This is a genomic window from Pseudomonas sp. (assembly GCF_050739775.1).
Taxonomy (GTDB): domain Bacteria; phylum Pseudomonadota; class Gammaproteobacteria; order Pseudomonadales; family Pseudomonadaceae; genus Aquipseudomonas.
In genome coordinates, this window is sequence record NZ_JBOICA010000007.1 from 80,242 (window position 1) to 103,938 (window position 23,697).

21 protein-coding genes are annotated in these 23,697 nt (G+C 61.2%); 7 read left to right on the forward strand and 14 right to left on the reverse strand.

Going from position 1 to position 23,697, the window contains the following annotated elements; translation table 11 throughout:
• Nucleotides 1-50: 50 nt before the first annotated feature.
• The 3 genes from ACRESH_RS05850 to plsB are packed head-to-tail and all read right to left on the reverse strand — an operon-like array spanning nucleotide 51 to nucleotide 3,670.
• Nucleotides 51-740 (reverse strand): DUF4197 domain-containing protein, encoded by a 690-nt coding sequence (locus tag ACRESH_RS05850; protein WP_431741074.1) that lies wholly within the window; start codon nucleotides 738-740, stop codon nucleotides 51-53.
• Nucleotides 741-773: 33 nt separating this feature from the next.
• Nucleotides 774-1,172 carry a YbaY family lipoprotein gene (locus ACRESH_RS05855; protein WP_431741075.1) on the reverse strand — a complete coding sequence of 133 codons (399 nt, stop codon included), beginning with the start codon at nucleotides 1,170-1,172 and terminating at the stop codon, nucleotides 774-776.
• A gap of 11 nt (nucleotides 1,173-1,183) precedes the next feature.
• Nucleotides 1,184-3,670 carry a glycerol-3-phosphate 1-O-acyltransferase PlsB gene (gene plsB / locus ACRESH_RS05860; protein ID WP_431741076.1) on the reverse strand — a complete coding sequence of 829 codons (2,487 nt, stop codon included), beginning with the start codon at nucleotides 3,668-3,670 and terminating at the stop codon, nucleotides 1,184-1,186.
• A gap of 221 nt (nucleotides 3,671-3,891) precedes the next feature.
• On the opposite strand from plsB, the gene ACRESH_RS05865 reads away from it, so the two are divergent.
• A complete protein-coding gene (locus ACRESH_RS05865) occupies nucleotides 3,892-4,101 on the forward strand; it encodes a cold shock domain-containing protein (protein ID WP_431741077.1) in 210 nt (69 codons plus the stop codon).
• An 81-nt stretch (nucleotides 4,102-4,182) separates the two neighbouring features.
• On the opposite strand, the gene ACRESH_RS05870 is transcribed toward ACRESH_RS05865, so the two are convergent.
• The 4 genes from ACRESH_RS05870 to ACRESH_RS05885 form a co-directional block, all read right to left on the reverse strand.
• Entirely contained in the window at nucleotides 4,183-4,560 is a 378-nt protein-coding gene (locus ACRESH_RS05870; protein WP_431741078.1) for a hypothetical protein, read from the reverse strand.
• Between the two features lie 18 nt (nucleotides 4,561-4,578).
• A complete protein-coding gene (locus ACRESH_RS05875; protein ID WP_431741079.1) occupies nucleotides 4,579-5,391 on the reverse strand; it encodes a putative RNA methyltransferase in 813 nt (270 codons plus the stop codon).
• A complete protein-coding gene (gene dapE / locus ACRESH_RS05880) occupies nucleotides 5,391-6,542 on the reverse strand; it encodes a succinyl-diaminopimelate desuccinylase (protein ID WP_431741080.1) in 1,152 nt (383 codons plus the stop codon). The genes ACRESH_RS05875 and dapE overlap by 1 nt, the downstream gene beginning before the upstream one ends.
• 101 nt (nucleotides 6,543-6,643) lie before the next feature.
• A complete protein-coding gene (locus tag ACRESH_RS05885; protein WP_431741081.1) occupies nucleotides 6,644-9,235 on the reverse strand; it encodes a glycosyltransferase in 2,592 nt (863 codons plus the stop codon).
• Between the two features lie 289 nt (nucleotides 9,236-9,524).
• On the opposite strand from ACRESH_RS05885, the gene tcdA reads away from it, so the two are divergent.
• Nucleotides 9,525-10,346: a tRNA cyclic N6-threonylcarbamoyladenosine(37) synthase TcdA gene (gene tcdA / locus ACRESH_RS05890; protein ID WP_431741082.1), complete on the forward strand. Its 822-nt coding sequence runs from the start codon at nucleotides 9,525-9,527 to the stop codon at nucleotides 10,344-10,346.
• Here the strand turns inward: tcdA and ACRESH_RS05895 are convergent.
• The 4 genes from ACRESH_RS05895 to ACRESH_RS05910 are packed head-to-tail and all read right to left on the reverse strand — an operon-like array spanning nucleotide 10,325 to nucleotide 13,431.
• On the reverse strand, nucleotides 10,325-10,735 hold the full coding sequence (locus ACRESH_RS05895; protein ID WP_431741083.1) for a SufE family protein: 411 nt from the start codon (nucleotides 10,733-10,735) through the stop codon (nucleotides 10,325-10,327). The genes tcdA and ACRESH_RS05895 overlap by 22 nt on opposite strands.
• Nucleotides 10,732-11,937: a cysteine desulfurase gene (locus ACRESH_RS05900; protein WP_431741084.1), complete on the reverse strand. Its 1,206-nt coding sequence runs from the start codon at nucleotides 11,935-11,937 to the stop codon at nucleotides 10,732-10,734. The genes ACRESH_RS05895 and ACRESH_RS05900 overlap by 4 nt, the downstream gene beginning before the upstream one ends.
• A 54-nt stretch (nucleotides 11,938-11,991) precedes the next feature.
• Nucleotides 11,992-13,026, reverse strand: coding sequence for a 2,3,4,5-tetrahydropyridine-2,6-dicarboxylate N-succinyltransferase (gene dapD, locus ACRESH_RS05905; protein ID WP_431741085.1), 1,035 nt, complete (start codon nucleotides 13,024-13,026; stop codon nucleotides 11,992-11,994).
• Between the two features lie 42 nt (nucleotides 13,027-13,068).
• Nucleotides 13,069-13,431, reverse strand: a complete 363-nt coding sequence (locus tag ACRESH_RS05910) for an ArsC family reductase (RefSeq protein WP_431741086.1) — start codon at nucleotides 13,429-13,431, stop codon at nucleotides 13,069-13,071.
• A gap of 230 nt (nucleotides 13,432-13,661) precedes the next feature.
• Here ACRESH_RS05910 and ACRESH_RS05915 point away from each other — a divergent pair, with 230 nt between their 5' ends.
• Entirely contained in the window at nucleotides 13,662-15,308 is a 1,647-nt protein-coding gene (locus tag ACRESH_RS05915; protein WP_431741087.1) for a Na+/H+ antiporter, read from the forward strand.
• 55 nt (nucleotides 15,309-15,363) lie between these two features.
• Here the strand turns inward: ACRESH_RS05915 and dapC are convergent, their stop codons facing one another.
• Genes dapC through map form a run of 3 tightly spaced genes read right to left on the reverse strand, consistent with a single transcriptional unit; the run spans nucleotide 15,364 to nucleotide 20,083 of the window.
• Nucleotides 15,364-16,557 (reverse strand): succinyldiaminopimelate transaminase, encoded by a 1,194-nt coding sequence (gene dapC, locus ACRESH_RS05920; protein ID WP_431741088.1) that lies wholly within the window; start codon nucleotides 16,555-16,557, stop codon nucleotides 15,364-15,366.
• Between the two features lie 22 nt (nucleotides 16,558-16,579).
• Nucleotides 16,580-19,279 carry a [protein-PII] uridylyltransferase gene (locus tag ACRESH_RS05925; protein WP_431741089.1) on the reverse strand — a complete coding sequence of 900 codons (2,700 nt, stop codon included), beginning with the start codon at nucleotides 19,277-19,279 and terminating at the stop codon, nucleotides 16,580-16,582.
• Nucleotides 19,280-19,300: 21 nt separating this feature from the next.
• The gene (gene map / locus ACRESH_RS05930) at nucleotides 19,301-20,083 is read right to left on the reverse strand and encodes a type I methionyl aminopeptidase (protein WP_431741090.1); all 783 of its coding nucleotides are present in this window, start codon (nucleotides 20,081-20,083) and stop codon (nucleotides 19,301-19,303) included.
• A gap of 342 nt (nucleotides 20,084-20,425) precedes the next feature.
• Between map and rpsB the strand changes: the two genes are divergently transcribed.
• The 4 genes from rpsB to frr all read left to right on the forward strand — a co-directional run bounded on the left by rpsB (nucleotide 20,426) and on the right by frr (nucleotide 23,694).
• Nucleotides 20,426-21,160 (forward strand): 30S ribosomal protein S2, encoded by a 735-nt coding sequence (gene rpsB, locus ACRESH_RS05935; protein WP_431741091.1) that lies wholly within the window; start codon nucleotides 20,426-20,428, stop codon nucleotides 21,158-21,160.
• A gap of 189 nt (nucleotides 21,161-21,349) precedes the next feature.
• Nucleotides 21,350-22,213 carry a translation elongation factor Ts gene (gene tsf, locus ACRESH_RS05940; protein ID WP_431741092.1) on the forward strand — a complete coding sequence of 288 codons (864 nt, stop codon included), beginning with the start codon at nucleotides 21,350-21,352 and terminating at the stop codon, nucleotides 22,211-22,213.
• Between the two features lie 183 nt (nucleotides 22,214-22,396).
• Nucleotides 22,397-23,140: a UMP kinase gene (gene pyrH, locus ACRESH_RS05945; protein WP_016392310.1), complete on the forward strand. Its 744-nt coding sequence runs from the start codon at nucleotides 22,397-22,399 to the stop codon at nucleotides 23,138-23,140.
• Nucleotides 23,137-23,694, forward strand: coding sequence for a ribosome recycling factor (frr, locus tag ACRESH_RS05950; RefSeq protein WP_431741093.1), 558 nt, complete (start codon nucleotides 23,137-23,139; stop codon nucleotides 23,692-23,694). The genes pyrH and frr overlap by 4 nt, the downstream gene beginning before the upstream one ends.
• Nucleotides 23,695-23,697 lie beyond the last annotated feature (3 nt).

Consider the following 23,697-nt stretch of genomic DNA (forward strand, 5'->3'; position numbering starts at 1 on the left):
GTGTTCACCCTACTTGTGGCTTGCCGTTTGAAGCTTGCCGCCTTGCGCGCTTAAAGCGCGCCAAACACCTTCTTGGCCAAACCGGTCGCTGCCGCAGCCGGATTCTGGCGAATGCTTTCTTCCTGCTTCGCGATCATTTCGAACAAACCATTGAGTGCTTGCTCGGTCACGTAGCCTTCGACATTGGCGTTCTTGGCATCAAGTACGCCCAAGGTCGCCGCTTGCCCGGCGAAGCTGTTGTATTGCTGGGCCAAGCCGACCTGGTCGGTGGCCTTCTTGACGATCGGCAGGAACTTGGCGCGGATCTGCTCACGGCTGGTCTTGCTCAGGTACTGGGTGGCCGAATCGTTGCCGCCGGCGAGAATGCCCTTGGCATCATCGACGGTCATTTTCTTCACGGCATCGACCAGCAGCGCCTGGGCCTGTGGCACGGCGGCCTCAGCGGCCTGGTTCATGCTGGCCTCTAGTGCGTCGACCTGGGCACCCATGCCGAACTGCTTCATTTTCTTCGCTACTTTGCCGAGGTTACCCGGCAATTCGATGCGCACATCAGGGTTGTTACTGAAGCCGCCGGGCGTACCCAGTTGTTTCACGGCAACCTGGGCACCTTGGGTCAGGGCGTCTTTCAGGCCGCCTGAGGCGTCTTTTTGCGACAGATCGCTGAGCGACAACGCCAGCGCGCTGGCCGACAGCAGCAGGCCGGCGCACAGGCCGGTGAAGGTGAGAGCAGGGCGGAACATGGCAGCATCCTTATCAGTAGTCAGAACGGGCTATCAGCGAACAGCATCGACCTTGATGCGCAGCGGTTGCGGATCGTTGCCATCAAGCTGTACGCCATGGTGCTCGGTGTTGATGAACAGCAGCTTGCCGTCCAGTTCGATCCGCGCGCTGACCGCGTAGCGATGGCCAGGCTTGACCTGGGCCGGGTCGTAGCTCAAGTGGAAGGGCAGCGGAACGTTGCCCTTTACCGGACCGTTCTGGCTGGCCAGCGTTACTGCCGGGGCATCCATCAGCGAAACGTCCTGCAGGCTGACACTCAGGGTGGCGGCAGGCGGCAGGGCGATGCGCTGCAGGTAGTAGACTTCGCCGTCGAGGCTGGCCTTGGGCGCTTGCGGGGTGCTACTGCAGGCGGCCAGCAGGCTACCGAGAAGGATCAGGGACAGCTTTTTCATTTGTAACTCCTTTATGCCGGGGTATCGGTGGTGTCTTCACTACGGTGCAAGGCCACTTGGCGGATCGACAAACGTACTTCCGCCGACAGTACCCGCTTGGCCGCCCCTTCGGCCAGTTCACTGAGTTTTTCGTGGTAGCCCAGCTTGCCGTTACTGTCAGGACGCAGCACGTCCTGTTCGATCTGGGTCTGGATGAAGTGGCGGAACAGGGTCTTGTCGAAGAATTCCGGGGCGTTGAGCCCATGCAGGATCGACAGGCGCTGGGCCATGATCACACACAGGTCTTCCAGCTCTTCGGCGCTTAGGGTGTGCTGGCCGCTGTTGAGCAGCAGGGCGGTGGCCATGTAGAAACGCTGCAGGGTCTGGGTGATGGCCCGCGCCAGCAGGGTCAGCAGCACGAATTGGCGTGAGCTCGGTGCCGGGCGCAGGTACACGCCATTCTCGTAGCGCAGCAGGCCCTGCTCGACAAAGGCCTCCAGCCACTGGTCAATGACAGCGTCCAGCTCTTCCAGCTCCCAGCGAATGAACAGCTCCGATTGCAGATAGGGGTACAGCGCTCGGGTGTACTGCAGGATCAGCTCGCGGCTCATGCGTGAACTGCTCTGGAAGAAGCTTGCCAGCAATGCCGGCAGGGCAAAGATATGCAGGACGTTGTTGCGGTAATAGGTCATCAGTACCGCATTCTGTTCGTCCAGGTAGAGAATCCTGCCCAGCGCATCGCTCTGCTCGGCCAGCAGGCCCATGCCTTTGACGTGGCTGATCAGGGCCAGGCCGTCACCCTCTGGCAGCGTGGTGTGCGGCGAATAGGGCACCGTGCGCAGCAACGCCAGGTACAGGTCCAGAACCCGCGCCAGGGCACGTTCGTCCAGGGCCAGGCGGCTGGTCGAGAGCAAGGCCAGGGCTACCAGGTTGACCGGGTTGATCGCCGCCGCTTCATTGAGATGGCGAGCGACCTTTTCACCCAAACGCGAGGTGGTTTCGTTGAGCCAGGCCGGGCGGAACTGCGGGGCGTGGGTCTGTTCACGCCAGCCAGGTTGCTGCTGGTCGAGGAAGGCGCCGAGGCGGATCGGTTCGCCGAAGTTCACCGCCACTTGGCCGAAACGCTGTTTGAGTGCACCGATGACCTTGAAAATATCGAAGATCGACTCTTTTTTCTTGCTCGCACCACGCAGCTCACCCAGGTAGGTGCGGCCTTCGAGTACGCGTTCATAGCCGATGTACACCGGTACGAAGACGATCGGCGTGCGTGACGAGCGCAAGTAGCTGCGCAGAGTGATGGCCAGCATGCCGGTCTTGGGCTGCAGCATGCGCCCGGTGCGCGAGCGGCCACCTTCGACGAAGTACTCCACTGGAAAGCCCTTGGTGAACAGGGTGTGCAGGTATTCATTGAACACTGCGGTGTACAGCGGATTGCCCTTGAAGGTGCGACGCATGAAAAATGCCCCGCCGCGGCGCAGCAGACCGCCAATCACCGGCATGTTCAGGTTGATCCCGGCAGCGATGTGCGGTGGGGTCAGGCCATTGCGAAACAGCAGATAGGAGAGCAGCAGGTAGTCGATATGGCTACGGTGGCAGGGCACGTAGATGACTTCGTGGCCCGGGGCGATGCCTTGTACCTGCTCGATATGGTTGACCTTGATACCGTCGTAGATCTTGTTCCAGAACCAGCTGAGCACCACTTCGAAGAAGCGGATAGCGGTATAGGTGTAGTCCGAGGCGATTTCGTTGCCATAGCGCAGGGCCTGGGCCTCGGCCTTGGCCAGGGGGATGTTCTCGCGCTCGGCCTCGTCGGCGATGGCTTGGCGCACCAGCGGGTCGTGGACCAGGCCTTTGACCAGATTGCGGCGGTGCGAGATGTCCGGGCCGATGACCGCGGTCTTGAGGTTGCGAAAGTGTACCCGCAGCATGCGTTGGGCCATGCGCATGGTGCGTTCGTGGCCCTTGTTGTGCAGAACCAGCTCACGCAGGTGAATCGGCGCGGAGAACTGTACACGGGTCTTGCGCCCGAGAATCAGGACAGTCAGTAGCCGACGCAAACGACCGGTAACGGCCCAGCTGTCGGCAAATAGCAATTTCCACGGGCTGGACTCACTGGCAGGCGACTGGCCCCAGAACACGCTGACCGGAATGATCTGCGCGTCTTCTTCGGCATGCAGGCTGATGGCATTGACCAGCCGCGACAGCGTCGGCGGGGCGCCGCGTTTGTCCTGGCGGCCGAGCCAGTCAGGCTCGGGGGTCAGGTAGAAAAACGCTGCCGGCTCCTCCAGGGTGCCAACGGCCACGGGTAACACCGGACGCGGTAGCCCGGCTTTGCTGCACTCGCGGTCAAGAACGGCCAGATCGGTCAACGACGGCGACTGCAGGGCATAGAACACCGGCCGGCTACGATCCAGGTTCAGGGTGAAGGACGACTGGTTGATGGTCTCGGAGCGAACCCACAGGTACAACAGGCGACGCAGGGCGCCAAAGATCAGGCGGCGCAAGGGGGAACGGGTCATACAGTGTGTGCTCTGGGTGAATTTTTCGAGTGATTGCTCAGTCGGTTAGTGTGACGTATCTGCGCAAGTTCAGCAAAAAGCTGGGCCGTCATAAAAAATCTTTCGAGCCTGTCATATACTCGGTCCGCAGCTTGCAGGAGTAATCCTCAAGCTGTGTCAGCGGAGGAGGGTGATCTTCCGCTTGCAAGGCGATTCCAAAATAAAAACCCGGAGTAGTTCAGATGTCGTCTCGTGAGACTGGAAATGTAAAGTGGTTCAATGACGCCAAAGGTTATGGCTTCATTCAGCGTGGAGATGGTGCGGACGTGTTCGTTCACTACCGTGCCATTCGCGGTGAGGGGCATCGCACCCTGATCGAGGGGCAGCAGGTCGAATACAGTCTGACTCAGGGCCAGAAAGGCCTGCAGGCAGAAGACGTAATCGGACTGTAAGCGCCGGGCCTTGAGCCTGGGTCCACAAGCGAAAAGGCCCGCCGCCGGACGACCGGGACGGGCCTTTTCGTAGAGCCAGCCTCAGCTGGTACGCCAGGTGATTTCCTCTTCACCGTCGGCGCTGATGCGGATCCAGCGATCGGCATCCTCTTCACCTTCTTCCTCGACCCAGGTGCCCGGTGCACAGCGCACTTCGACGTTCAGTGCAGCGAAGGCGGCGCGAGCGCAGGCGATGTCGTCATCCCAGGGCGTCTGGTCGCTTTCCAGGTAGAGGCTGTTCCATTTGCCTACAGCTTTCGGTAACCAGGTAACTGGAATGTTACCGGCCTTGCACTTGTACGTCTGACCTTTCTGCTGCCATTCGCTGCAGGGCCCCAGTGCCTCGGCGAGCCAGGCAGCGATCTGTTTGTGGTCGACGTCGGCGTCTTTGAGGTAAATCTCGATATCGGGTTGGCGCATGGGGGGCTCCGGGTGTGCTCAGTCTTGGCGCACGAAGTAGTCGTAACGCATCGATACCGTGACCTCGAAAGGCTCGGCCTGCTCGATGACGCGGGCTCGTTTTTCCGCGCTGGCGCGCCAGCCATGAGGGGTCATGGCCAGCAGATCGGCGCGGGACTTGCCATCGACAAGGCTCAGGCGGAATGTCAGGGTTTCGCTGTGGGCGTGCTGCATACCCGCCGGGACCAGCGCCAGGTGCTTGTCGTCGGCATAATCACGCACTTCATCATAGAGCTTGTGGCGCAGTTCGATCAGGTGCTCGTTGGTCGGGCCGACACGCATCAGGCCGCCGCCTGGGGCGAGCAGGCGCAGTGCCTCCTGCCAGTCGAGTGGGCTGAACACGCTGGCCAGGAACTGGCAGCTGGCATCGGCCAGGGGCACACGTGCCATGCTCGCCACCAGCCAGGTCAGTGCCGGGTTGCGTTTGCAGGCACGTTTGACCGCTTCGCGGGAGATGTCCAGGGCATAGCCGTCGGCCTCGGGCAGTGCCTGGGCGATTTGCGCGGTGTAATAGCCCTCGCCACAACCGATATCCAGCCAGCGCGCCGGTGCGCGCTCGGCGGCCAGCTCCGCCAGGCGGCGGGCGACCGGGGCATAGTGCCCGGCATTGAGAAAGTCGCGGCGTGCCTCGACCATGGCCTGGTTGTCGCCCGGGTCGCGGCTGTTCTTGTGCTGCACCGGCAACAGGTTCAGGTAGCCCTGGCGGGCACGATCGAAACGGTGGCCAGCCGGGCAGGCGACACCGTTGTCGAGGGTGCTCAACGGGGCACTGCAGAGGGGGCAGGTGAGCATCAGGCAAGCAACCGGGTCAGGGTCTGGTAGTAGATTTCGGTCAGTACATCGAGGTCGCTGGCCAGGATCCGCTCGTTGACCTGGTGAATGGTGGCGTTGACCGGGCCCAGTTCAACTACCTGGGTACCGAGGGTGGCAATGAAGCGCCCATCGGAGGTGCCGCCGCTGGTCGAAGCCTTGGTTTCGCGGCCGGTAACCGCTTTGATGCTGGCCGACACCGCATCGAGCAGGTCGCCCGGCTCAGTCAGGAACGGCAGGCCAGACAGCGCCCAGTCGACGTGCCAATCCAGCTGGTGCTTGTCGAGGATCGCCGCTACACGGGCCTGCAGGCCTTCGACCGTCGACTCGGTGGAGAAACGGAAGTTGAACAGCGCCGTCAGTTCACCCGGCACCACGTTGGTAGCGCCAGTGCCGGAGTTGAGGTTGGAGATCTGGAAGCTGGTCGGCGGGAAGAAGGCATTGCCTTCGTCCCAATGTTCGGCTGCCAGTTCTGCCAACGCCGGGGTGGCCAGGTGGATCGGGTTCTTGGCTAGGTGCGGGTAGGCCACATGGCCCTGCACGCCACGCACGGTCAGCTTGGCGCCGAGTGAGCCGCGACGACCGTTCTTGACCACGTCGCCGACCAGGCTGGTGCTCGACGGCTCGCCGACGATGCACCAGTCCAGGCGCTCCTTGCGCGCAGCCAGGCGTTCGATCACCGCCTTGGTGCCGTGGTGGGCCGGGCCTTCCTCGTCACTGGTGATCAGGAAGGCGACCTTGCCGCGGTGGTTCGGGTAGTCGGCGACGAAGCGTTCGGTGGCCACGACCATGGCTGCCAGGCTGCCTTTCATGTCGGCAGCGCCACGGCCACAGAGCATGCCGTCGGCATCGATCAGGGCATCGAACGGATCGTTCTGCCAGGCCTGCACGGGGCCGGTCGGCACTACGTCCGTGTGACCGGCAAAGCACAACACCGGACCTTCCTGGGTGCCATGGGTGGCCCAGAAATTGTCGACGTCTTCGATGCGCATCGGCTCCAGCAGGAAACCGGCATCGCCCAGGCGCTGCATCATCTGTTTCTGGCAGTCGAAGTCCTGGGGGGTTACCGAAGGACGACGGATCAGGTCGCAGGCCAGTTCTAGGGTAGGTGAGAGGTCGGCTGGGGCCGTCATTGAAGGAACTCCGGGGGCAAGGCAGGGCACGAATTCGAGGGGCGTTATCTTATAGCAATTCGGGGGGCTGTAGGAGCGGGCTTGCCCGCTCCTACAGGTGGTCAGGAAGCCTGCGCGGGTTGGGCGGCATCCACAGGCTTGGGCAGCGACGACAACATCGCCATGATCAACGCCGCCAGGTACGGCAGCGACTGCACCAGTAGCATGGTCACCCAGAAGCGCATGTCATTGCTCGGCAGACCCTGGACCAGGTAGATGCCGGCGGCGGCACCCCACAGCAGCAACATGATGAACAGCTCTTCGCGGGCTTCGGAAAGCGCCACCAGCAAACCATGGCTGTCGGCATTTTTTGGCGTGCGGAAGAACGGAATGCTGCTGGTGAAGAAACCGTACAGCACCGCCTTGGCAATGGTGTGCGACAGGGCAAGGCCGGCCAGTGCCGCGGCGAAGGCGTCCTTGAGGTTGACCCCGACCGCACGGCGGTAGAGGAACACAATCTTGCCGACCTTGAACACAAACAGCGCCAGCGGCGGAATGGCGAAGATCAGCAGCGGCGGATCGACCCGCTGCGGCACGATGATCATCGCCGCAGACCAGAGCAGGGCACCGACGGTGAAGAAGATGTTCATGCCATCGGCGATCCACGGCAACCAGCCCGCCAGGAAGTGATAGCGCTGGCCGCGGGTGAGCTCCGAGTCCTTGCCGCGCAACAGGCTGGCAGCATGGCGTTTGATAATCTGGATCGCACCATAGGCCCAGCGGAAGCGTTGCTTTTTGAAGTCGATGAAGGTATCGGGCATCAGGCCCTTGCCATAACTCTCGTGGGAATACGCCGCCGAATAGCCCTTCTCGAACACGCGCAGGCCGAGCTCGGCGTCTTCACAGATACACCAGTCAGCCCAGCCCAGTTCTTCAAGTACCGAACGCCGGGTCATGGTCATGGTGCCGTGCTGGATGATCGCGTCACGATCATTGCGGGTCACCATGCCAATATGGAAGAAGCCCTTGTACTCGCTGTAGCACAGCTTCTTGAAGGTGCTTTCGTTCTGGTCGCGATAGTCTTGGGGCGATTGCACCACGGCAATTTTCGGGTCGCTGAAGTGCGGCACCATGTGCTTGAGCCAGTTACGGCTCACGCAGTAGTCCGAGTCGATCACTGCGATGACTTCGGCATCCTTGGCCGTGTGCGGGATCAGGTAGTTCAGTGCGCCACCCTTGAATCCAGCCAGAGGGGAGACGTGGAAGAACTTGAAACGCTCGCCGAGCATTTCGCAATGGGCCTTGATCGGCTCCCAGACAGCCGGGTCCTTGGTGTTGTTGTCGATAATCAACACTTCGTAGTCCGGATAATCCAGCGCAGCCAGGGCGTTGAGGGTCTGTTTGACCATCTCCGGCGGCTCGTTGTAGCACGGCACATGCACCGAGACCTTCGGTCGGTAGGCACTGTCTGCCTGCACCGGCAGGAACTCGCGGCGGCGTTTGTGAATCCACACCGCCTCCGCCAGCTCATGGGCTTCGGTCAGCAATACAATAAACACCCCGAGCGCACCGAGTGCGAGCAAAAAGCCCACCGTCAGGCTGAACCAGGTGCTGTACTGCTGGCTGTAGTCGTAGCCGATCCACACCAGCACCGAGCCGCAGAGGAAGGCGATAAAGGTCAGGAACGTGCGACCGCGCTGACGCAGGGCCGAGCCGTCGATCAGCAGCAAGGTCAGCGAGAGCATCGCCAACACCACCGAACCCACCGCCAGCACGCGCCACTGCGGAATGGCCACTACCGGGCCTTCGAAGTTGAACTTTTGCTGGCGGGCGGCGTTGAACACGCCCCAGTAGGCACCGACCGAACCTTCGTCGCTGGCCTTCCAGGGCTGGTCATAGGCTTCGATGACGAAGTAGTTGTAGCCCTGACGGTTGAGCTTGTTGACCAGGGTGCGCAGGTAAATGGCCTGGTCGGCCTGAGTGGCGTCGGCACCGCCACGCATGCGCCCGTTGCTCGGCCAGCCGACTTCGGACAGCAGCAGTGGTTTGCGCGGGAATAGCTGTTTGAGGTCGCGGGCACGGTCCAGCACGAACTGGCCGGCGTCCTTCATCGGGATGAATTCCCAGTACGGCAGGATATGCGCGGCCACCAGGTCGACGTGCTTGGCCAGCTCCGGGTGCTCTTTCCAGACGTGCCACTGTTCGCTGGTGGTCACCGGTACTTTCACGGCAGCGCGTACCCGGTCCAGGTACTGGATCAGGGCTTGGGGGGTGATTTCTTTGCGGAACAGGGCTTCGTTGCCGACCATCACCCGCACTACGCTGCGCGAGCTGTTGGCCAGTTCGATGGCTTTCTGGATTTCCCGCTCGTTACGCTCAAGGTCCGGGCTGATCCACACTCCGAGGGTTACCCGCAGGCCGAATTCTTCGGCCAGGCGTGGAATCTCGGCCTGGCTGCCTTCGACGGTATAGATACGAATACTGTCGGTCAGCTTGCTCAGTTGTTCGAGGTCCTGGCGCAGCTCGTCCTCACTAGGGTATTGGCCCTTTTGCGGGCTTTCTCCGAGGCGGAACGGCGAGTAGGAGAAGCCGGAAATCTGCTCCGGCCAGTTGGGGGCGGAAACCGGGCGGTTGATCAGCGCCCAGAACCCGGTGAATAGCGCGGCGATGGCCATGACTATCACCAGGTTGATACCAAATTTACGCGATGACATAGATAGTTCGGGTTCCGAAAGGTGGAACGGGCGAGCGCCACAGGGCGCAGATTCTGCTCTTTGTCCGCCTATGCTGTGTAGGAGCAGGTTAGCGGCAATGGTTAGATTGACTTCAAGCGTTGAAGTTCTGAGGCCCGTGCAGTTGTCGTCCTAGACTCGGGATTGCCTGGGACATTAAAGCAGGATTACCGCTGACTTTACTAATTCCCACATCGGTGATTGGTCCGAAGCGGATGGCATCGGGCCTCAAGAGGCCTATAATGCGCGCCGGTTTTTTCGGGGTTTGGCCATGAGTACAGATGATCCACGCTTTGCCGGTGTTGCCCGGTTATACGGTGACAGCGGCCTGCAGCGCCTGCGCGAGGCCCATGTGGCGATCGTCGGCATTGGTGGTGTCGGCTCCTGGGCGGCTGAAGCCATGGCGCGTAGTGGTGTCGGCGAAATCTCGCTGTTCGACCTCGATGACGTCTGCGTCAGCAACACCAACCGTCAGTTGCATGCCATGGAGGGTAGTATCGGTCGCGCCAAGGCCGAGGTCATGGCTGAACGCCTGCGGGCGATCAATCCGGCGTGCAAGGTGCATGCGGTGGTTGATTTCGTGACCAAAGAAACCCTGCCCGAATACATCGGCGAGCACATCGACTGTGTGATCGACTGCATTGACAGCGTCATGGCCAAAGCCGCGCTGATCGGCTGGTGCAAGCGGCATAAGGTCACCATCATCAGTACCGGTGGTGCTGGCGGGCAGATCGACCCGACGCAGATCCGCGTGGCCGATCTGAACAAGACCTTCAACGATCCGCTGGCTTCGCGGGTGCGTTCGACCTTGCGGCGTGACTATGGCTTTTCCCGCACGGTCACCCGTAACTACAGCGTGCCTTGCGTGTTCTCTACCGAACAGCTGCGCTATCCCAAGGGTGACGGCAGCGTCTGCCTGCAGAAGAGTTTTGTCGGTGAGGGTGTCAAGCTCGACTGCTCGGGTGGTTTTGGCGCAGTGATGATGGTGACGGCGACCTTTGGCATGGTCGCCGCCAGCAAGGCGGTGGAAAAACTGGTGGCCGGCGCCCGTCGGCCAGCCGAACGCAAGGCTCAGGTGCCGGCGGCCAGCTGAGCCATACGCTGCAGCACGGCGTTCAGGCCGTTGCTGCGGGAGGGCGAGAGTTGGCGGCCCAGGCCCAACTGGTTGAACCAGCCGGGCAGGTCCAGTTGCTGGAGCTCGGCACTGGACAGACCTTCTACCCGTATCAGCAGCAGCGCCAGCAGGCCGCGAATGATCCGCGCATCGCTGGCGCCCTTGAAGCGCCACTGGCCATCCTGCTGCTCGGCCACCAGCCAGACCTGGCTTTCACAACCATGAACGCGGTTGGCTTCGGACTTTTCTGCGTCGCTCAAGGGCGCCAGACGCTCACCCCATTGCATCAACAAGCGTGCCCGCTGCTCCCAGCCGGCCGCCTGTTCGAAGATGCTGAGCGCGTCCTGGGCATTATTGGGCAGGCTCATCGCAGCAGCTCCAGGGCTTGATCGAGCGCCGCGAAGAAGCGTTGCAGGTCGTCGGAATCGTTGTACAGGGCCAGGGAAACCCGAATCGCCCCGTCCAGCCCGAAGCTTTTCAGCAGTGGCATGGCGCAGTGGTGCCCGGCACGCACGGCGATCCCCTGCTCGGTCAGCAGGTGGGCCAGGTCGGCATTGTGCACGCCGTCGACCACGAAGCTGGCCAGGGCGATTTGCGGTTGACCGAGCAGGCGAATGCCTTCGCGGTCATTCAGGCCGCGCATCAGACTGCGGTGCAGGCCGGCTTCGTGCTCGGCGACAGCGTTCGAGTCGAGCCCTGCCAGGTAGTCGAGGCTGGCGCCCAGGCCGATCACGCTGGCGATTGGCGGGGTGCCAGCTTCGTACCCCAGGGGCGCCGGGCGGAAGCTGGCATGCTGGTAGTCGGCCACCTGGACCATCTCGCCACCGAACTGCCAATGGCGCAATCGTGCCAGCGCTTCGGTGCGGCCGTAGAGCACGCCGACACCGTCGGGGCCATACAGCTTGTGACTGGAGAATACGTAGAAGTCGCAGCCCAGTTGCTGCATGTCCTGGCGACCATGCACCACACCCTGGGCACCGTCGACCACGGTCAGCGCACCCTGGGCATAAGCGTGGTCCAGCAAGGGTGCTAAAGGCTGCCAGGCGCCAAGCACGTTGGACAACTGGCTGACTGCCAGCAGGCGGGTGCGCGGGCCGATCAACTGCAGGGAAGTATCAAGGTCAATCAGGCCGCGGTGGTCCAAGGGCAGAATCACCAACCTGAGCCCACGACGCTGGGCCAGTTGTTGCCAGGGCAGCAGGTTGGCGTGGTGCTCCAGGGCACTGATGGCGATTTCATCACCGGCTTCGAACAGGCCTTCAAGGCCATAGGCCAGCAAGTTCAAGGCCGAGGTGGCGCCATGGGTGAAGATGATCTGGTGGCTATCGCTGGCGTTCAGCCAGCCGGCAACCTTTTCCCGGCTACGCTCGAAGGCCTGGGTGGCCAGGGCGCCGGGAAGGTGTTGGGCACGGTGCACATTGGCAGCGCCGTGGCCGTAATAATGGCTCAAGGCATCGAGCAGGCATTGCGGTTTTTGCGTGGTAGCAGCGTTGTCCAGGTAGGTCTGGTGCTGGCGTTGCAGAGCGGCGATGGCTGGGAAATCAGTACGCCACGGAGAGGGCTGGAACATGATGATCGGACCTGAATATCGGGCCTGGCGTTAGGCCAGACCCGATGGTACCACTTAGTTGTGGGCGTGCAGCGCTTCGTTCAGCTCGATCGCCGACTTGTGGGTCTTGCACTCCACGGCGCCGCTCAGCGAGTTGCGGCGGAACAGCAGGTCGGTCTGGCCGGCCAAGTCGCGGGCCTTGACGACCTTGACCAGTTGGTTGTTCTCGTCCAGCAGGTTCACCTTGGTGCCAGCAGTGATGTACAGGCCGGCTTCGACCGTATTGCGGTCGCCCAGCGGAATGCCGATACCGGCGTTGGCGCCGATCAGGCAGCCTTCGCCAACCTTGATGACGATGTTGCCGCCGCCCGACAGGGTACCCATGGTCGAGCAACCGCCACCCAGGTCCGAGCCCTTGCCGACAAACACGCCAGCCGAGACGCGGCCTTCGATCATGCCTGGGCCTTCGGTGCCAGCGTTAAAGTTGACGAAGCCTTCGTGCATGATGGTGGTGCCTTCGCCGATGTAGGCACCCAGGCGCACACGCGCGCTGTCGGCGATACGCACGCCGGCAGGTACGACGTAGTCGGTCATTTTCGGGAACTTGTCCACCGAGAACACTTCCAGCAGCTCGCCCTTCAGGCGCGCTTCCAGTTGCTGCCCAGCCAGTTCAGTCAGGTCTACTGCGCCCTGGCTGGTCCAGGCCACGTTCGGCAGCAGTGGGAAGATCCCGGCCAGGCTCAGGCCGTGCGGCTTGACCAGACGATGCGAGAGCAGGTGCAGCTTAAGGTAGGCTTCCGGCGTGGAGCTCAGAGCGGTGTCTTCGGCCAGCAGGGTGGCGACCAGTGGTTTGTTGCTTTCGGCCAGGCGAGTCAACAGGGCGGCCTGGGTGGCGTCTACACCCTTGAGGGCATCGGCCAGTTGTGCGGCTTGGGCATTGGTGAAGGCGATGGCCTGGTTGCCACCTTGGTAACCCAGCACTGGGGTGATCGCTGCGACCAGTTCGGCGCTCGGGTTGATCAGCGGTTGTGCGTAGAAAACTTCTAACCAGGCGCCTTGGCGGTTCTGGGTGCCGACACCGAAAGCCAGGCTGAACAGGGTAGTGGACATGCAGTTACCTCTTGCGAATTTGAATGAAAGCTTGGCGCCGCGTTATTGCAGGGCGGCCGCGTACAGATCCGGCTTGAAGCCGACCAGGGTCCGCTCGCCGAGGTCGAGCAACGGGCGCTTGATCATCGACGGTTGGGCCAGCATCAGTTCGATGGCCTTGGCCTGGTCGAGATCGGCCTTCTGGGCGTCTTCGAGCTTGCGGAAGGTAGTGCCAGCACGGTTGAGCAGCGTTTCCCAGCCGTGCTCGTCGCACCAACGGGTCAGGCTCGCACTGTCGATGCCTTGGGTCTTGTAGTCGTGAAAGTCGTAGCCTAGGCCTTTGTCTTCCAGCCAGGTACGGGCTTTCTTCATGGTGTCGCAGGCCTTGATTCCATAAAGGTGCAATGGCGTGTCGCGGTTGGTCATGTCTTGCCCCTCCTGGGAAAAAATGGTGAAGGATTATGCCACGGTCAACCGGTTTGAGTTGGCCTTGCCGAGGCACTTTGTAGCATTGTGTTACGGGTTTTAGCAGGCTCTGCGACTTTTGTGCAGCGGTGCGTCAGCAGCCTGAACGGCTACTATGTCGTTTCAATGGCACTGTCCAGAATGGGCAAAGAGTGCGCTGTTGACTGTTTGAATTGAAAGGACCACGCCGTATGCAATCAGCCTACACCGTTCTCATCCTGCTGATGCTGGTGAGTGTCTCCAAGCTTGTCGGTCGGGTAATCCCGTTGCCATTGCCGCTGCTGCAGATCGCTGCCGGGGCCTTGCTGGCCTGGCCGACCCTGGGGCTGCATGTGGCCCTGGACCCGGAACTGTTTCTGTTTTTATTCCTGCCACCCTTGCTCTTTGCCGATGGTTGGCGCATGCCCAAACGCGACCTCTGGCGCTTGCGTGGTCCGATCCTGACCCTGGCCGTGGGCCTGGTGCTGTTCACTGTAGTGGGGGCGGGTTACTTCATTCACTGGATCCTGCCGAGCATCCCGTTGCCGGTGGCCTTTGCCCTGGCCGCCGTACTGTCGCCGACCGACGCTGTGGCAGTGTCGGCAATTACCCAGGATCGCCTGCCAACCCCCTTGATGCATATGCTTCAGGGGGAAGCGTTGATGAACGACGCAAGCGGTCTGGTGACCTTCAAGTTTGCCTTGGTAGCCGCCATTACCGGGGCGTTCTCTTTAGCTGAAGCCAGCGTTACTTTCGTCCTGGTGGCGCTCGGTGGCCTGGCCATCGGTGTGGCCCTGAGCTGGCTGGTAGGGCGCCTGCGGGCCTGGATGATTGCCCGTGGCTGGGATGATCCGGCCACCCATGTGGTGTTCATGTTGCTGCTGCCATTTGCCGCCTATGTCCTGGCCGAACGCCTGGGGGCTTCCGGGATCCTCTCGGCGGTGGCTGCCGGCATGATGCAGAGCTGGCTTGACCTGCTTCCGCGTCAGACCAGTACCCGCTTGCTCAATCGCAGTGTCTGGTCGCTGCTGGAGTTCAGCTTCAATGGCCTGATCTTCCTGCTACTGGGGCTGCAATTGCCCGACATTATCAAGGCGGTCACCAGTCATGAGGTGTCGTTGTGGCCGAGCCTGCTGTGGCGATGTCTGGATGTAGTGGCGATCTTTGCGGTGTTGGTGGTGTTGCGTTTCGTCTGGGTGCAGAGCATCTGGCGTTTGATCGGAGTGATCCGCCGCTGGCGCGGCAAGGAAGACCTGGTGCTGGTGCCCAACGCCCGTTCCTGCTGGCTGCTGACCATCGGCGGGGTGCGTGGGGCGGTGACCCTGGCTGGTGTCATGTCGGTGCCTTTGTTGATCAGTGCCGGCAAGGCCTTTCCTGAGCGTGACTTGCTGATCTTCATCGCAGCCGGGGTGATCCTGCTGTCGCTGGTGTCGGCCTGCATCGCCTTGCCACTGCTGCTGCGCGGGGTGGCCAAGAGTCCCGACGACACTTTGCGCCAGGAAGCCAAGCAGGCCTGGCGACGGACGGCGGAGGCGGCCATTCATGCCTTGGAAGCCGAAGACTTGGCCGAGCCTGGTGCGCCACAGGATGCGTCCCAGGCGGCCCTGGCAGCGGAACTCAAGGCGCGGTTGATGGCCGAATACCGGCATCAGCTGGATAGTTTCAATGACAGTGCGGAAGCCCAAGCTCTGGCCGAGCAGATGGATCAACTGGAGCGGCGCTTGCGTCTGCGTGCATTGCGGGCTCAGCGCCTGGAGCTGTACAAGCTCCACCGGCACCACCAGGTGGGTGATGACGTGGTGCGTCAGGTGCTGGGTGAGCTGGATATGAGCGAGGCGAATCTGGGGGCAGTGAAATAAGCCATATGACCGCATCGCGGGGCAAGTCTAGTCGTCGCCCCGCGATGGGCTGCGCTTACTTTTGCAGGAACGCGCGGATCCGCTCGGCGGCTTCCACACATTCGGCCAGCGGAGCCACCAGGGCCATGCGCACGCGCCCGGCGCCGGGGTTGACGCCATCCACCTCACGGGACAGATAGGAGCCCGGCACCACGGTTACGTGCTGGGTTTCGAACAGGCCACGGCAGAACTCGGCGTCATCACCGGGCACCTTGGCCCAGAGGTAGAAGCCACCGTCCGGGCGCTGAACATCAAGGACCGGCGCAAGGATTTCCAGTACAGCATCGAACTTCTCACGGTACAGGTCGCGGTTTGCCAGTACGTGTTCTTCGTCGTTCCAGGCGGCGATGCTCGCCAATTGGGTCTGCACCGGCATAGCGCAGCCGTGGTAGGTGCGGTACAGCAGGAACGGCTTGATGATCTCGGCGTCACCGGCGACAAAGCCCGAACGCAGGCCCGGCAGGTTGGAACGCTTGGACAGGCTATGGAACACCATGCAACGCTTGAAGTCGCTGCGGCCCAGTTCCACACAAGCACTGAGCAGGCCCGGTGGCGGGCTTTGTTCGTCGAAGTAGAGTTCGCTGTAGCACTCGTCGGCGGCAATCACGAAATCGTATTCATCGGCCAGGGCGATGAGTTTTTTCAGGGTTTGCATCGGTACCAGCGCGCCAGTGGGGTTGCCGGGTGAGCAGATGAACAGGATCTGGCAGCGTTTCCAGGTTTCGGCCGAGACCGCGTCGAAGTCCGGATTGAAGCCGTTGCTGTCCAGGCACGGCAGGTAGTGCGGAGTAGCACCGGCCAGCAAGGCTGCGCCTTCATAGATCTGGTAGAACGGATTGGGGCTGATGACCAGGCCGTCGGCGCTACGGTTGACCACCGCCTGGGTGAAGGCGAACAGCGCTTCGCGGGTGCCATTGACCGGCAGCACGTGTTTGTCGGCATCCAGCCAACCGCTCGGCACACCAAAACGACGCTCGCACCAGCGGGTGATGGCCTGGCGCAGGGCTGGCAGGCCAACGGTGGTCGGGTACACGGCCATCTGCTGGAGATTGTCGGCCAGGGCCTGGGCGACGAACGCTGGCGATTCATGCTTGGGCTCACCGATCGACAAGGCAATGGCGCGTTTGTCGGCGGCCGGCTGGACGCTGCCGAGCAAGGCGCGGAGTTTCTCGAACGGGTAGGGCTGAAGCTGAAGCAAATCGGTGTTCATCGGCGCTGGGTCTCGTCAAACGTTAAATGGTCAGGCGGGAAACGGTTGTCGCGGCGGCCTGGTCGACGCGCAATTGCTCGACAATGGCATCCTGCAGGCGGCTGCACAGCTGTGGATCGGACAGCGGTTGGTTGTCGGCATCGGTGATGAAGAACACGTCTTCGACCCGCTCGCCGAGGGTAGCAATCTTGGCATTTTGCAGCGACAGGTCGAACTCCAGGAAAATCTTGCCGATCCGCGCCAGCAGGCCCGGGCGGTCGGGGGCGCTGAGTTCGAGGATGGTCACCGGTCGCTGGGCGTCGTTGTGAATGGTCACCTGCGGGGCAAAGGTGAAGTGCTTGAGCTGGCGCGGCACCCGGCGTTTGATGATGGTCGGGTAATCGTCCGGGTTGCGCAGGGCGTCGGTCAGGCCGTCGCGGATCTCTTTGACCCGTTGTGGGTTGTCGCCGATCGAGCCGCCGTCGTTATCGAGCACGATATAGGTGTCGAGGGTGAACTGGCTGCTGGAGGTGATGATCCGTGCGTCATGGATATTCAGGTTGAGCTGGTCCATGGCCGCTACGGTCACGGCGAAGAAGTCGTGCTGGTCAGGCGCATAGATGAAAATCTGGGTGCCGCCCTCGAATTCGCGCTGGGTGGTTTCCTTGATCAGTACCAGCGGGCCGCCATCGGCCGGTTGCTGGAGGATCGCGTCGCTGTGCCAGGCCACGTCGGCAGCGGTATGGCGCAGGAAGTAGTCGTCACCCAGTTGCGCCCAGAGTTGCTCGACGTCGTCCGGGTCGGTGCCCTCGCGGATCAGAATGTCCAGTGCCGCGCTTTGCGTTTGGCGGATCTGCTCTTCGCGGTCCAGGGGGTTTTCCAGGCCACGGCGCAGGGCGCGCTTGGTCTCGGTGTAGAGCTGGCGCAAGAGGCTTGCGCGCCAGGAGTTCCACAGGCTGGGGTTGGTGGCGTTGATATCGGCCACGGTCAGCACATAGAGGTAGTCCAGGCGGGTTTCGTCGCCCACCAATTGCGCGAAGTCGTGGATCACCTGCGGGTCGGAGAGGTCCTTGCGCTGGGCGGTGGTCGACATCACCAGGTGATGCTGAACCAGCCAGACGATCAGGCGGCTGTCCCAGATCGGTAATTGGTGACGCAGGCAGAACGCCTGGGCATCCACGGCGCCCAGCTCCGAGTGGTCGCCCTGACGGCCTTTGCCGATGTCGTGATAAAGGCCGGCCAGGTAGATCAATTCGGGTTTGGGCAGTCGGCCCATGAGCTTGCTGGCCAGCGGGAATTTCTCTGACACCGGGGTGTACTGCAGTTTGCGCAGGTGCTTGATCAGGTTCAGGGTGTGGGCATCGACCGTATAGATATGGAACAGGTCGTGCTGCATCTGCCCGACGATCAGGCCGAACTCCGGCAGGTAGCGACCCAGAATGCCGTAGCGGTTCATGCGCCGCAGGTTGCGATGGATGCCGATTTCGCACTTGAACAGCTCGATGAACAGGCTGGTGTTGCGGATATCGTTGCGAAACTCGTCGTCGATCAGGTGCCGGTGTTCGCGCAGCAGGCGAATGGTGTCGGCGCGCACCCCCTTGATCTCCGGATGCTGGGCCATCAGTACAAAAATTTCCAGCATGGCAAAGGGCGTGCGCTTGAACACGTTCGGGCGTACCGCTTCGATATAGCCGTCGTGCAAGCGGAAGCGCGCATTGAGTGGCTGGGTATTGCCGCTGTCGTCGTCGAGGATGATCTCTTCGAAGTGCTGGATGATCAGGTCGCTGAGCTCGGCGATGCTCATTACCACCCGGTAGTACTGCTGCATGAACTGCTCGATGGCCCGCTTGGGGTTCTCGTCGCCAAAACCGAGCAGGGCCGCGATGCTGCGCTGATGGTCGAACAGCAGGCGGTCTTCGGCGCGGCCTGCGAGCATGTGCAAGGCGTAGCGGACTTTCCACAGGAACTCCTGGGAGGAGGCCAGCAGGGCGTTCTCGCTCTCCAGCAGGAAGCCTTCGCCAGCCAGGGCGTGCAGGTTCAGGGTGCCGTACTGGCGACGGGCGATCCACAGTACGGTCTGGATGTCCCGCAGGCCGCCAGGCGAGCCTTTGACGTTGGGCTCAAGGTTGTATTCGGTGTCGTTGTACTTGTGGTGCCGGGCCTTCTGCTCGGCGCGCTTGGCCAGGAAGAACTCCTTGCTTGGCCACATGTGGGCAGTGCTGGTGACCTCCAGCATGCGCTGGCGCAGGCGCTCGGGGCCAGCAATGGTGCGGCTTTCCATCAGGTTGGTGACGACCGTCAGGTCGGCGCGGGCCTGTTCGGCGCACTCATCGATCGAACGCACGCTCTGCCCCACTTCCAGGCCGATGTCCCAGAGCAGGGTCAGGAGGCGTTCGATCGAGTCGCGAAACACCTCGTGATTGGCGCTGTCGAGCAGGATCAGCAGGTCGATGTCGGAGTAAGGGTGCAACTCGCCCCGGCCGTAGCCACCGACCGCCACCAGGGCGATGTCGGCCTCATCGTTCCAGCCGAACTGGTTCCAGGCCTGTTGCAGGATGTTGTCGACGAACCAGGCGCGGTCCTCAATCAGCCGGCGGATCTCGCGGCCGTCGCGGAAACGCTTGTCGAGCACTTCGCCAGCCTGGCGGATAGCCTTCTTGAAGGCCGCGATAGGGCTAGCCTTGAGGGCCAGTTCCGCCTGGAACTGGCCGCGGTCGAACAGCTCTGGATCCACCTGGGGCATCGAGTCACTTTCCTGTTTTGATCAGGCCGACGTGCGGGGAATGGTGTCGTCTTTACGCAGGGTGAAGATCTCGTAGCCAGTCGCAGTCACCACCAGTGTGTGTTCCCACTGGGCCGAGAGCTTGCGGTCCTTGGTGATGGCGGTCCAGCCGTCGCCCAGCACCTTGGTGTCGGCGCGGCCCTGGTTGATCATCGGCTCGATGGTGAAGGTCATGCCTTCCTTGAGTTCCATGCCGGTGCCCGCACGGCCGTAGTGCAGGATCTGCGGCTCTTCGTGGAACACCTTGCCGATGCCGTGGCCGCAGAACTCGCGGACCACCGAGAAGCCGTTCTTCTCTGCGTGCTTCTGGATCACTTCGCCGATGTCGCCCAGGCGGCAGCCCGGCTTGACCAGCTCAATGGCCTTGTACATGCATTCCTGAGTGACCTGGGACAGACGCTCGGCCCAGACCGGCACGCTACCGACGTGGAACATGCGGCTGGTGTCGCCGTGGTAGCCATCTTTGATGACCGTCACGTCGATGTTCAGGGTGTCACCGTCCTTGAGCGGCTTGTCGCCCGGGATGCCATGGCATACCACGTGGTTGACCGAGGTGCAGATCGACTTGGGAAAACCCTTGTAGTTGAGCGGTGCCGGGACCGCCTGCTGGACGTTGACGATGTAGTCGTGGCACAGGCGGTCGAGCTCTTCGGTGGTGACACCAGGCTTGACGTGCTCCTCGATCATCTCCAGGACTTCGGCGGCCAGGCGGCCGGCGATGCGCATCTTTTCGATGTCTTCGGCGGTTTTGATGGTGACGGTCATTGCAGGCTCTCTACGGCGCAATTGATGCGCAAATATTCTGAGGAAAGGCCGGATTCTACCAGAGCGGCGCCTGCTCAGGCGGCTATGGCAGCGATAGAACCTTTATATAGAGGTATTCTGGCGCGATTAGCGTGCCGGTGCAAAAGCCGCTGGCGGGCGATGCTAATTCGGGTTCCGTTTGCTGCGCTTGTGTGATATAAAATGCGCCGCTTTACGGGGATAGCCCCGCAAGCTTAAACCCACACACGTGTCGACACGATGACCTGGGTGCCTTCGATCTACGGATCCTGGGTTGGTCATTGGGATACGTGGAGGCCCAACCCGACTTATCAAGGAACTATCATGTCCCAAGTCAATATGCGCGATATGCTGAAGGCCGGTGTGCACTTCGGTCACCAAACCCGTTACTGGAATCCGAAAATGGGTAAATACATTTTCGGCGCGCGCAACAAGATTCACATCATCAACCTTGAAAAAACCCTGCCAATGTTCAACGAAGCGCTGACTTTCGTCGAGCGTCTGGCCCAGGGCAAAAACAAGATTCTGTTCGTCGGCACCAAGCGTTCCGCTGGCAAGATCGTTGCTGAAGAAGCAGCACGTTGCGGTTCGCCGTACGTCGATCACCGCTGGTTGGGCGGCATGCTGACCAACTACAAAACCATCCGCGCTTCGATCAAGCGCCTGCGCGACCTGGAAACCCAGGCCGAAGACGGCACTTTCACCAAGCTGACCAAGAAAGAAGCGCTGATGCGTTCGCGCGATCTGGAAAAGCTGGATCGCAGCCTGGGTGGTATCAAGGACATGGGCGGCCTGCCTGATGCCCTGTTCGTGATCGACGTTGACCACGAGCGCATCGCTATCACCGAAGCCAACAAGCTGGGCATCCCGGTCATCGGCGTTGTCGATACCAACAGCAGCCCAGAGGGCGTTGACTACATCATCCCAGGTAACGATGACGCCATCCGCGCTATCCAGCTGTACATGGGTTCGATGGCTGACGCCGTTATCCGTGGTCGCAACAACGTTGCCGGTGGCACCGAAGTTTACGCTGAAGACGCAGCACCAGCTGCTGAGTAATTGACGCCTGGCGTCTACTCGGCACGCAAAAAGGGGGCTAGGCCCCCTTTTTGCCACCTTGAAATCCTCTTGTCAGCATCGCCGTTGCAAGCTTGTTCGGGCATGAGTGCTGAGGAGTGGATTTACAGAATTGAACGCCCGTCAAGTATCGGGTGGAATGGTTGAAAACCTATCCAAGAGGAATTTGAAATGGCAGCAATTACTGCAGCGCTGGTCAAAGAACTGCGTGAGCGTACCGGCGAAGGCATGATGGATTGCAAAAAGGCCTTGGAAAAGGCTGGCGGCGACATCGAAAAAGCCATTGATGACATGCGTGCTTCGGGCGCCATCAAGGCCGCTAAAAAGGCTGGCAACGTTGCCGCTGAAGGCGCTATCGCCATCAAGGCTGACGACAAGTCTGCCGTCCTGCTGGAAGTCAACTCGCAGACCGACTTCCTGGCCCTGCAAGACGACTTCAAAACTTTCGTAGCCGAAAGCGTTGAGCAAGCCTTCGCCGAGAAACTGACCGACGCGGCTCCGCTGATCGCTTCGCGTGAGTCGGCTCGTGAAGCCCTGGTTGCCAAAGTTGGCGAGAACGTCAATATCCGCCGTCTGGTGCGTGTTGAAGGTGACGTCGTTGGTACCTACCTGCACGGTAACAAGATCGGTGTTGCTGTTGTCCTGAAGGGCGGCGACGTCCAGCTGGCCAAAGAAATCGCCATGCACGTAGCTGCAAGCAACCCAGAGTTCCTGCTGCCATCGCAGGTTTCGGCGGAAGCCATCGAGCGCGAAAAAGCTGTGTTCCTGCAGCTGAACGAAGACAAGATGAAAGGCAAGCCAGCCGAAATCGTCGAGAAGATGATTGCCGGCCGCATCACCAAGTTCCTGGCCGAAGCCAGCCTGGTCGAGCAAGCTTTCGTCATGAACCCAGAGGTCACCGTTGGTGCTCTGGCCAAGAAAGCTGGCGCTGAAATCGTTTCCTTCACCTACTTCAAAGTAGGCGAAGGTATCGAGAAGCCAGTCGACAACTTCGCTGAAGAAGTTGCCGCACAGCTGGCTGCTGCCAAGCAATAAGACAGACTTACATCTGTCGCCCCGAAGAGGCTGCCCGCTCACGCGCGCAGCCTCTTTGTCAAAGCGGGGGCGGTTTACCAGACCGTTGCTCGCTGGCGCAGTAGCTGCGCCACACTAGAGTTACGCGCAGGCTGAAAACAGCCCGCCAGATTTTTTTTACAAACGCCGCAGGAGAGATTCGCAATGGCTCAGCAGGGCAGTGGTTATCAAGCTCGCTATAAACGCATTCTACTCAAGCTTAGCGGCGAGGCCCTGATGGGCTCGGAAGAGTTCGGGATCGACCCCAAGGTCCTGGATCGCATGGCGCTGGAAGTTGGCCAACTGGTCGGAATCGGTGTTCAGGTAGGCCTGGTGATCGGTGGTGGTAACCTGTTCCGTGGCGCGGCGCTCAGTGCCGCCGGCATGGATCGCGTCACTGGCGACCATATGGGCATGCTGGCCACGGTGATGAACGCTCTGGCTATGCGTGATGCGCTGGAGCGGGCGAATATTACCGCTATCGTCATGTCGGCCATCTCCATGGTTGGTGTGACCGATCACTATGACCGCCGCAAAGCCATGCGCCACCTGAACGCGAAAGAAGTTGTAATCTTCGCTGCCGGTACCGGTAACCCGTTCTTCACCACCGACTCCGCCGCTTGCCTGCGCGCCATCGAAATCGATGCCGACGTGGTATTGAAGGCAACCAAGGTCGATGGTGTATACACTGCAGATCCATTCAAAGACCCGCATGCCGAGAAGTTCGATCATCTGACCTACGATGAAGTGCTGGATCGCAAGCTGGGCGTGATGGACCTGACGGCAATCTGCCTGTGCCGCGACCACAAGATGCCGCTGCGCGTCTTCAACATGAACAAGCCCGGCGCCCTGCTGAATATCGTGCATGGTGGCGCTGAAGGAACTCTGATCGAGGAAGTTCAAAAATGATCAACGAAATCAAGAAAGACGCTCAGGAACGCATGGGCAAGTCCCTGGAATCGCTGGCGCACGCGTTCAGCCGGATTCGTACCGGTCAAGCGCATCCAAGTGTGCTGGAAGGCGTAATGGTGCCGTACTACGGCGCTGACACCCCGATCAAGCAAGTCGCAAGCATCACCGTTAAAGATGCTCGCACCCTGCAAGTTGTTGCTTTTGAGCGCAACATGCTCGGGGCTGTCGACAAGGCTATCGGTAGCGCGGGTCTGAACCTGAACCCTACCAACCTTGGTGAACTGCTGCTGATCACCATGCCAGCGCTGACTGAAGAAACCCGTAAGGGCTTCACCAAGCAGGCGCGTGACGCCGCTGAAGATGCTCGCGTTGCCGTGCGCAACATCCGCCGCGATGCATTGAGCCAGCTCAAAGACCTGGTCAAAGAGAAAGAGATCAGCGAAGACGAAGAGCGTCGCGCTGCTGACGATGTGCAGAAGCTGACCGACAAGTTCGTGGCTGACATCGAAGTTGCCGTGAAGCAGAAAGAAAAGGACCTGATGGCCGTTTAAAGG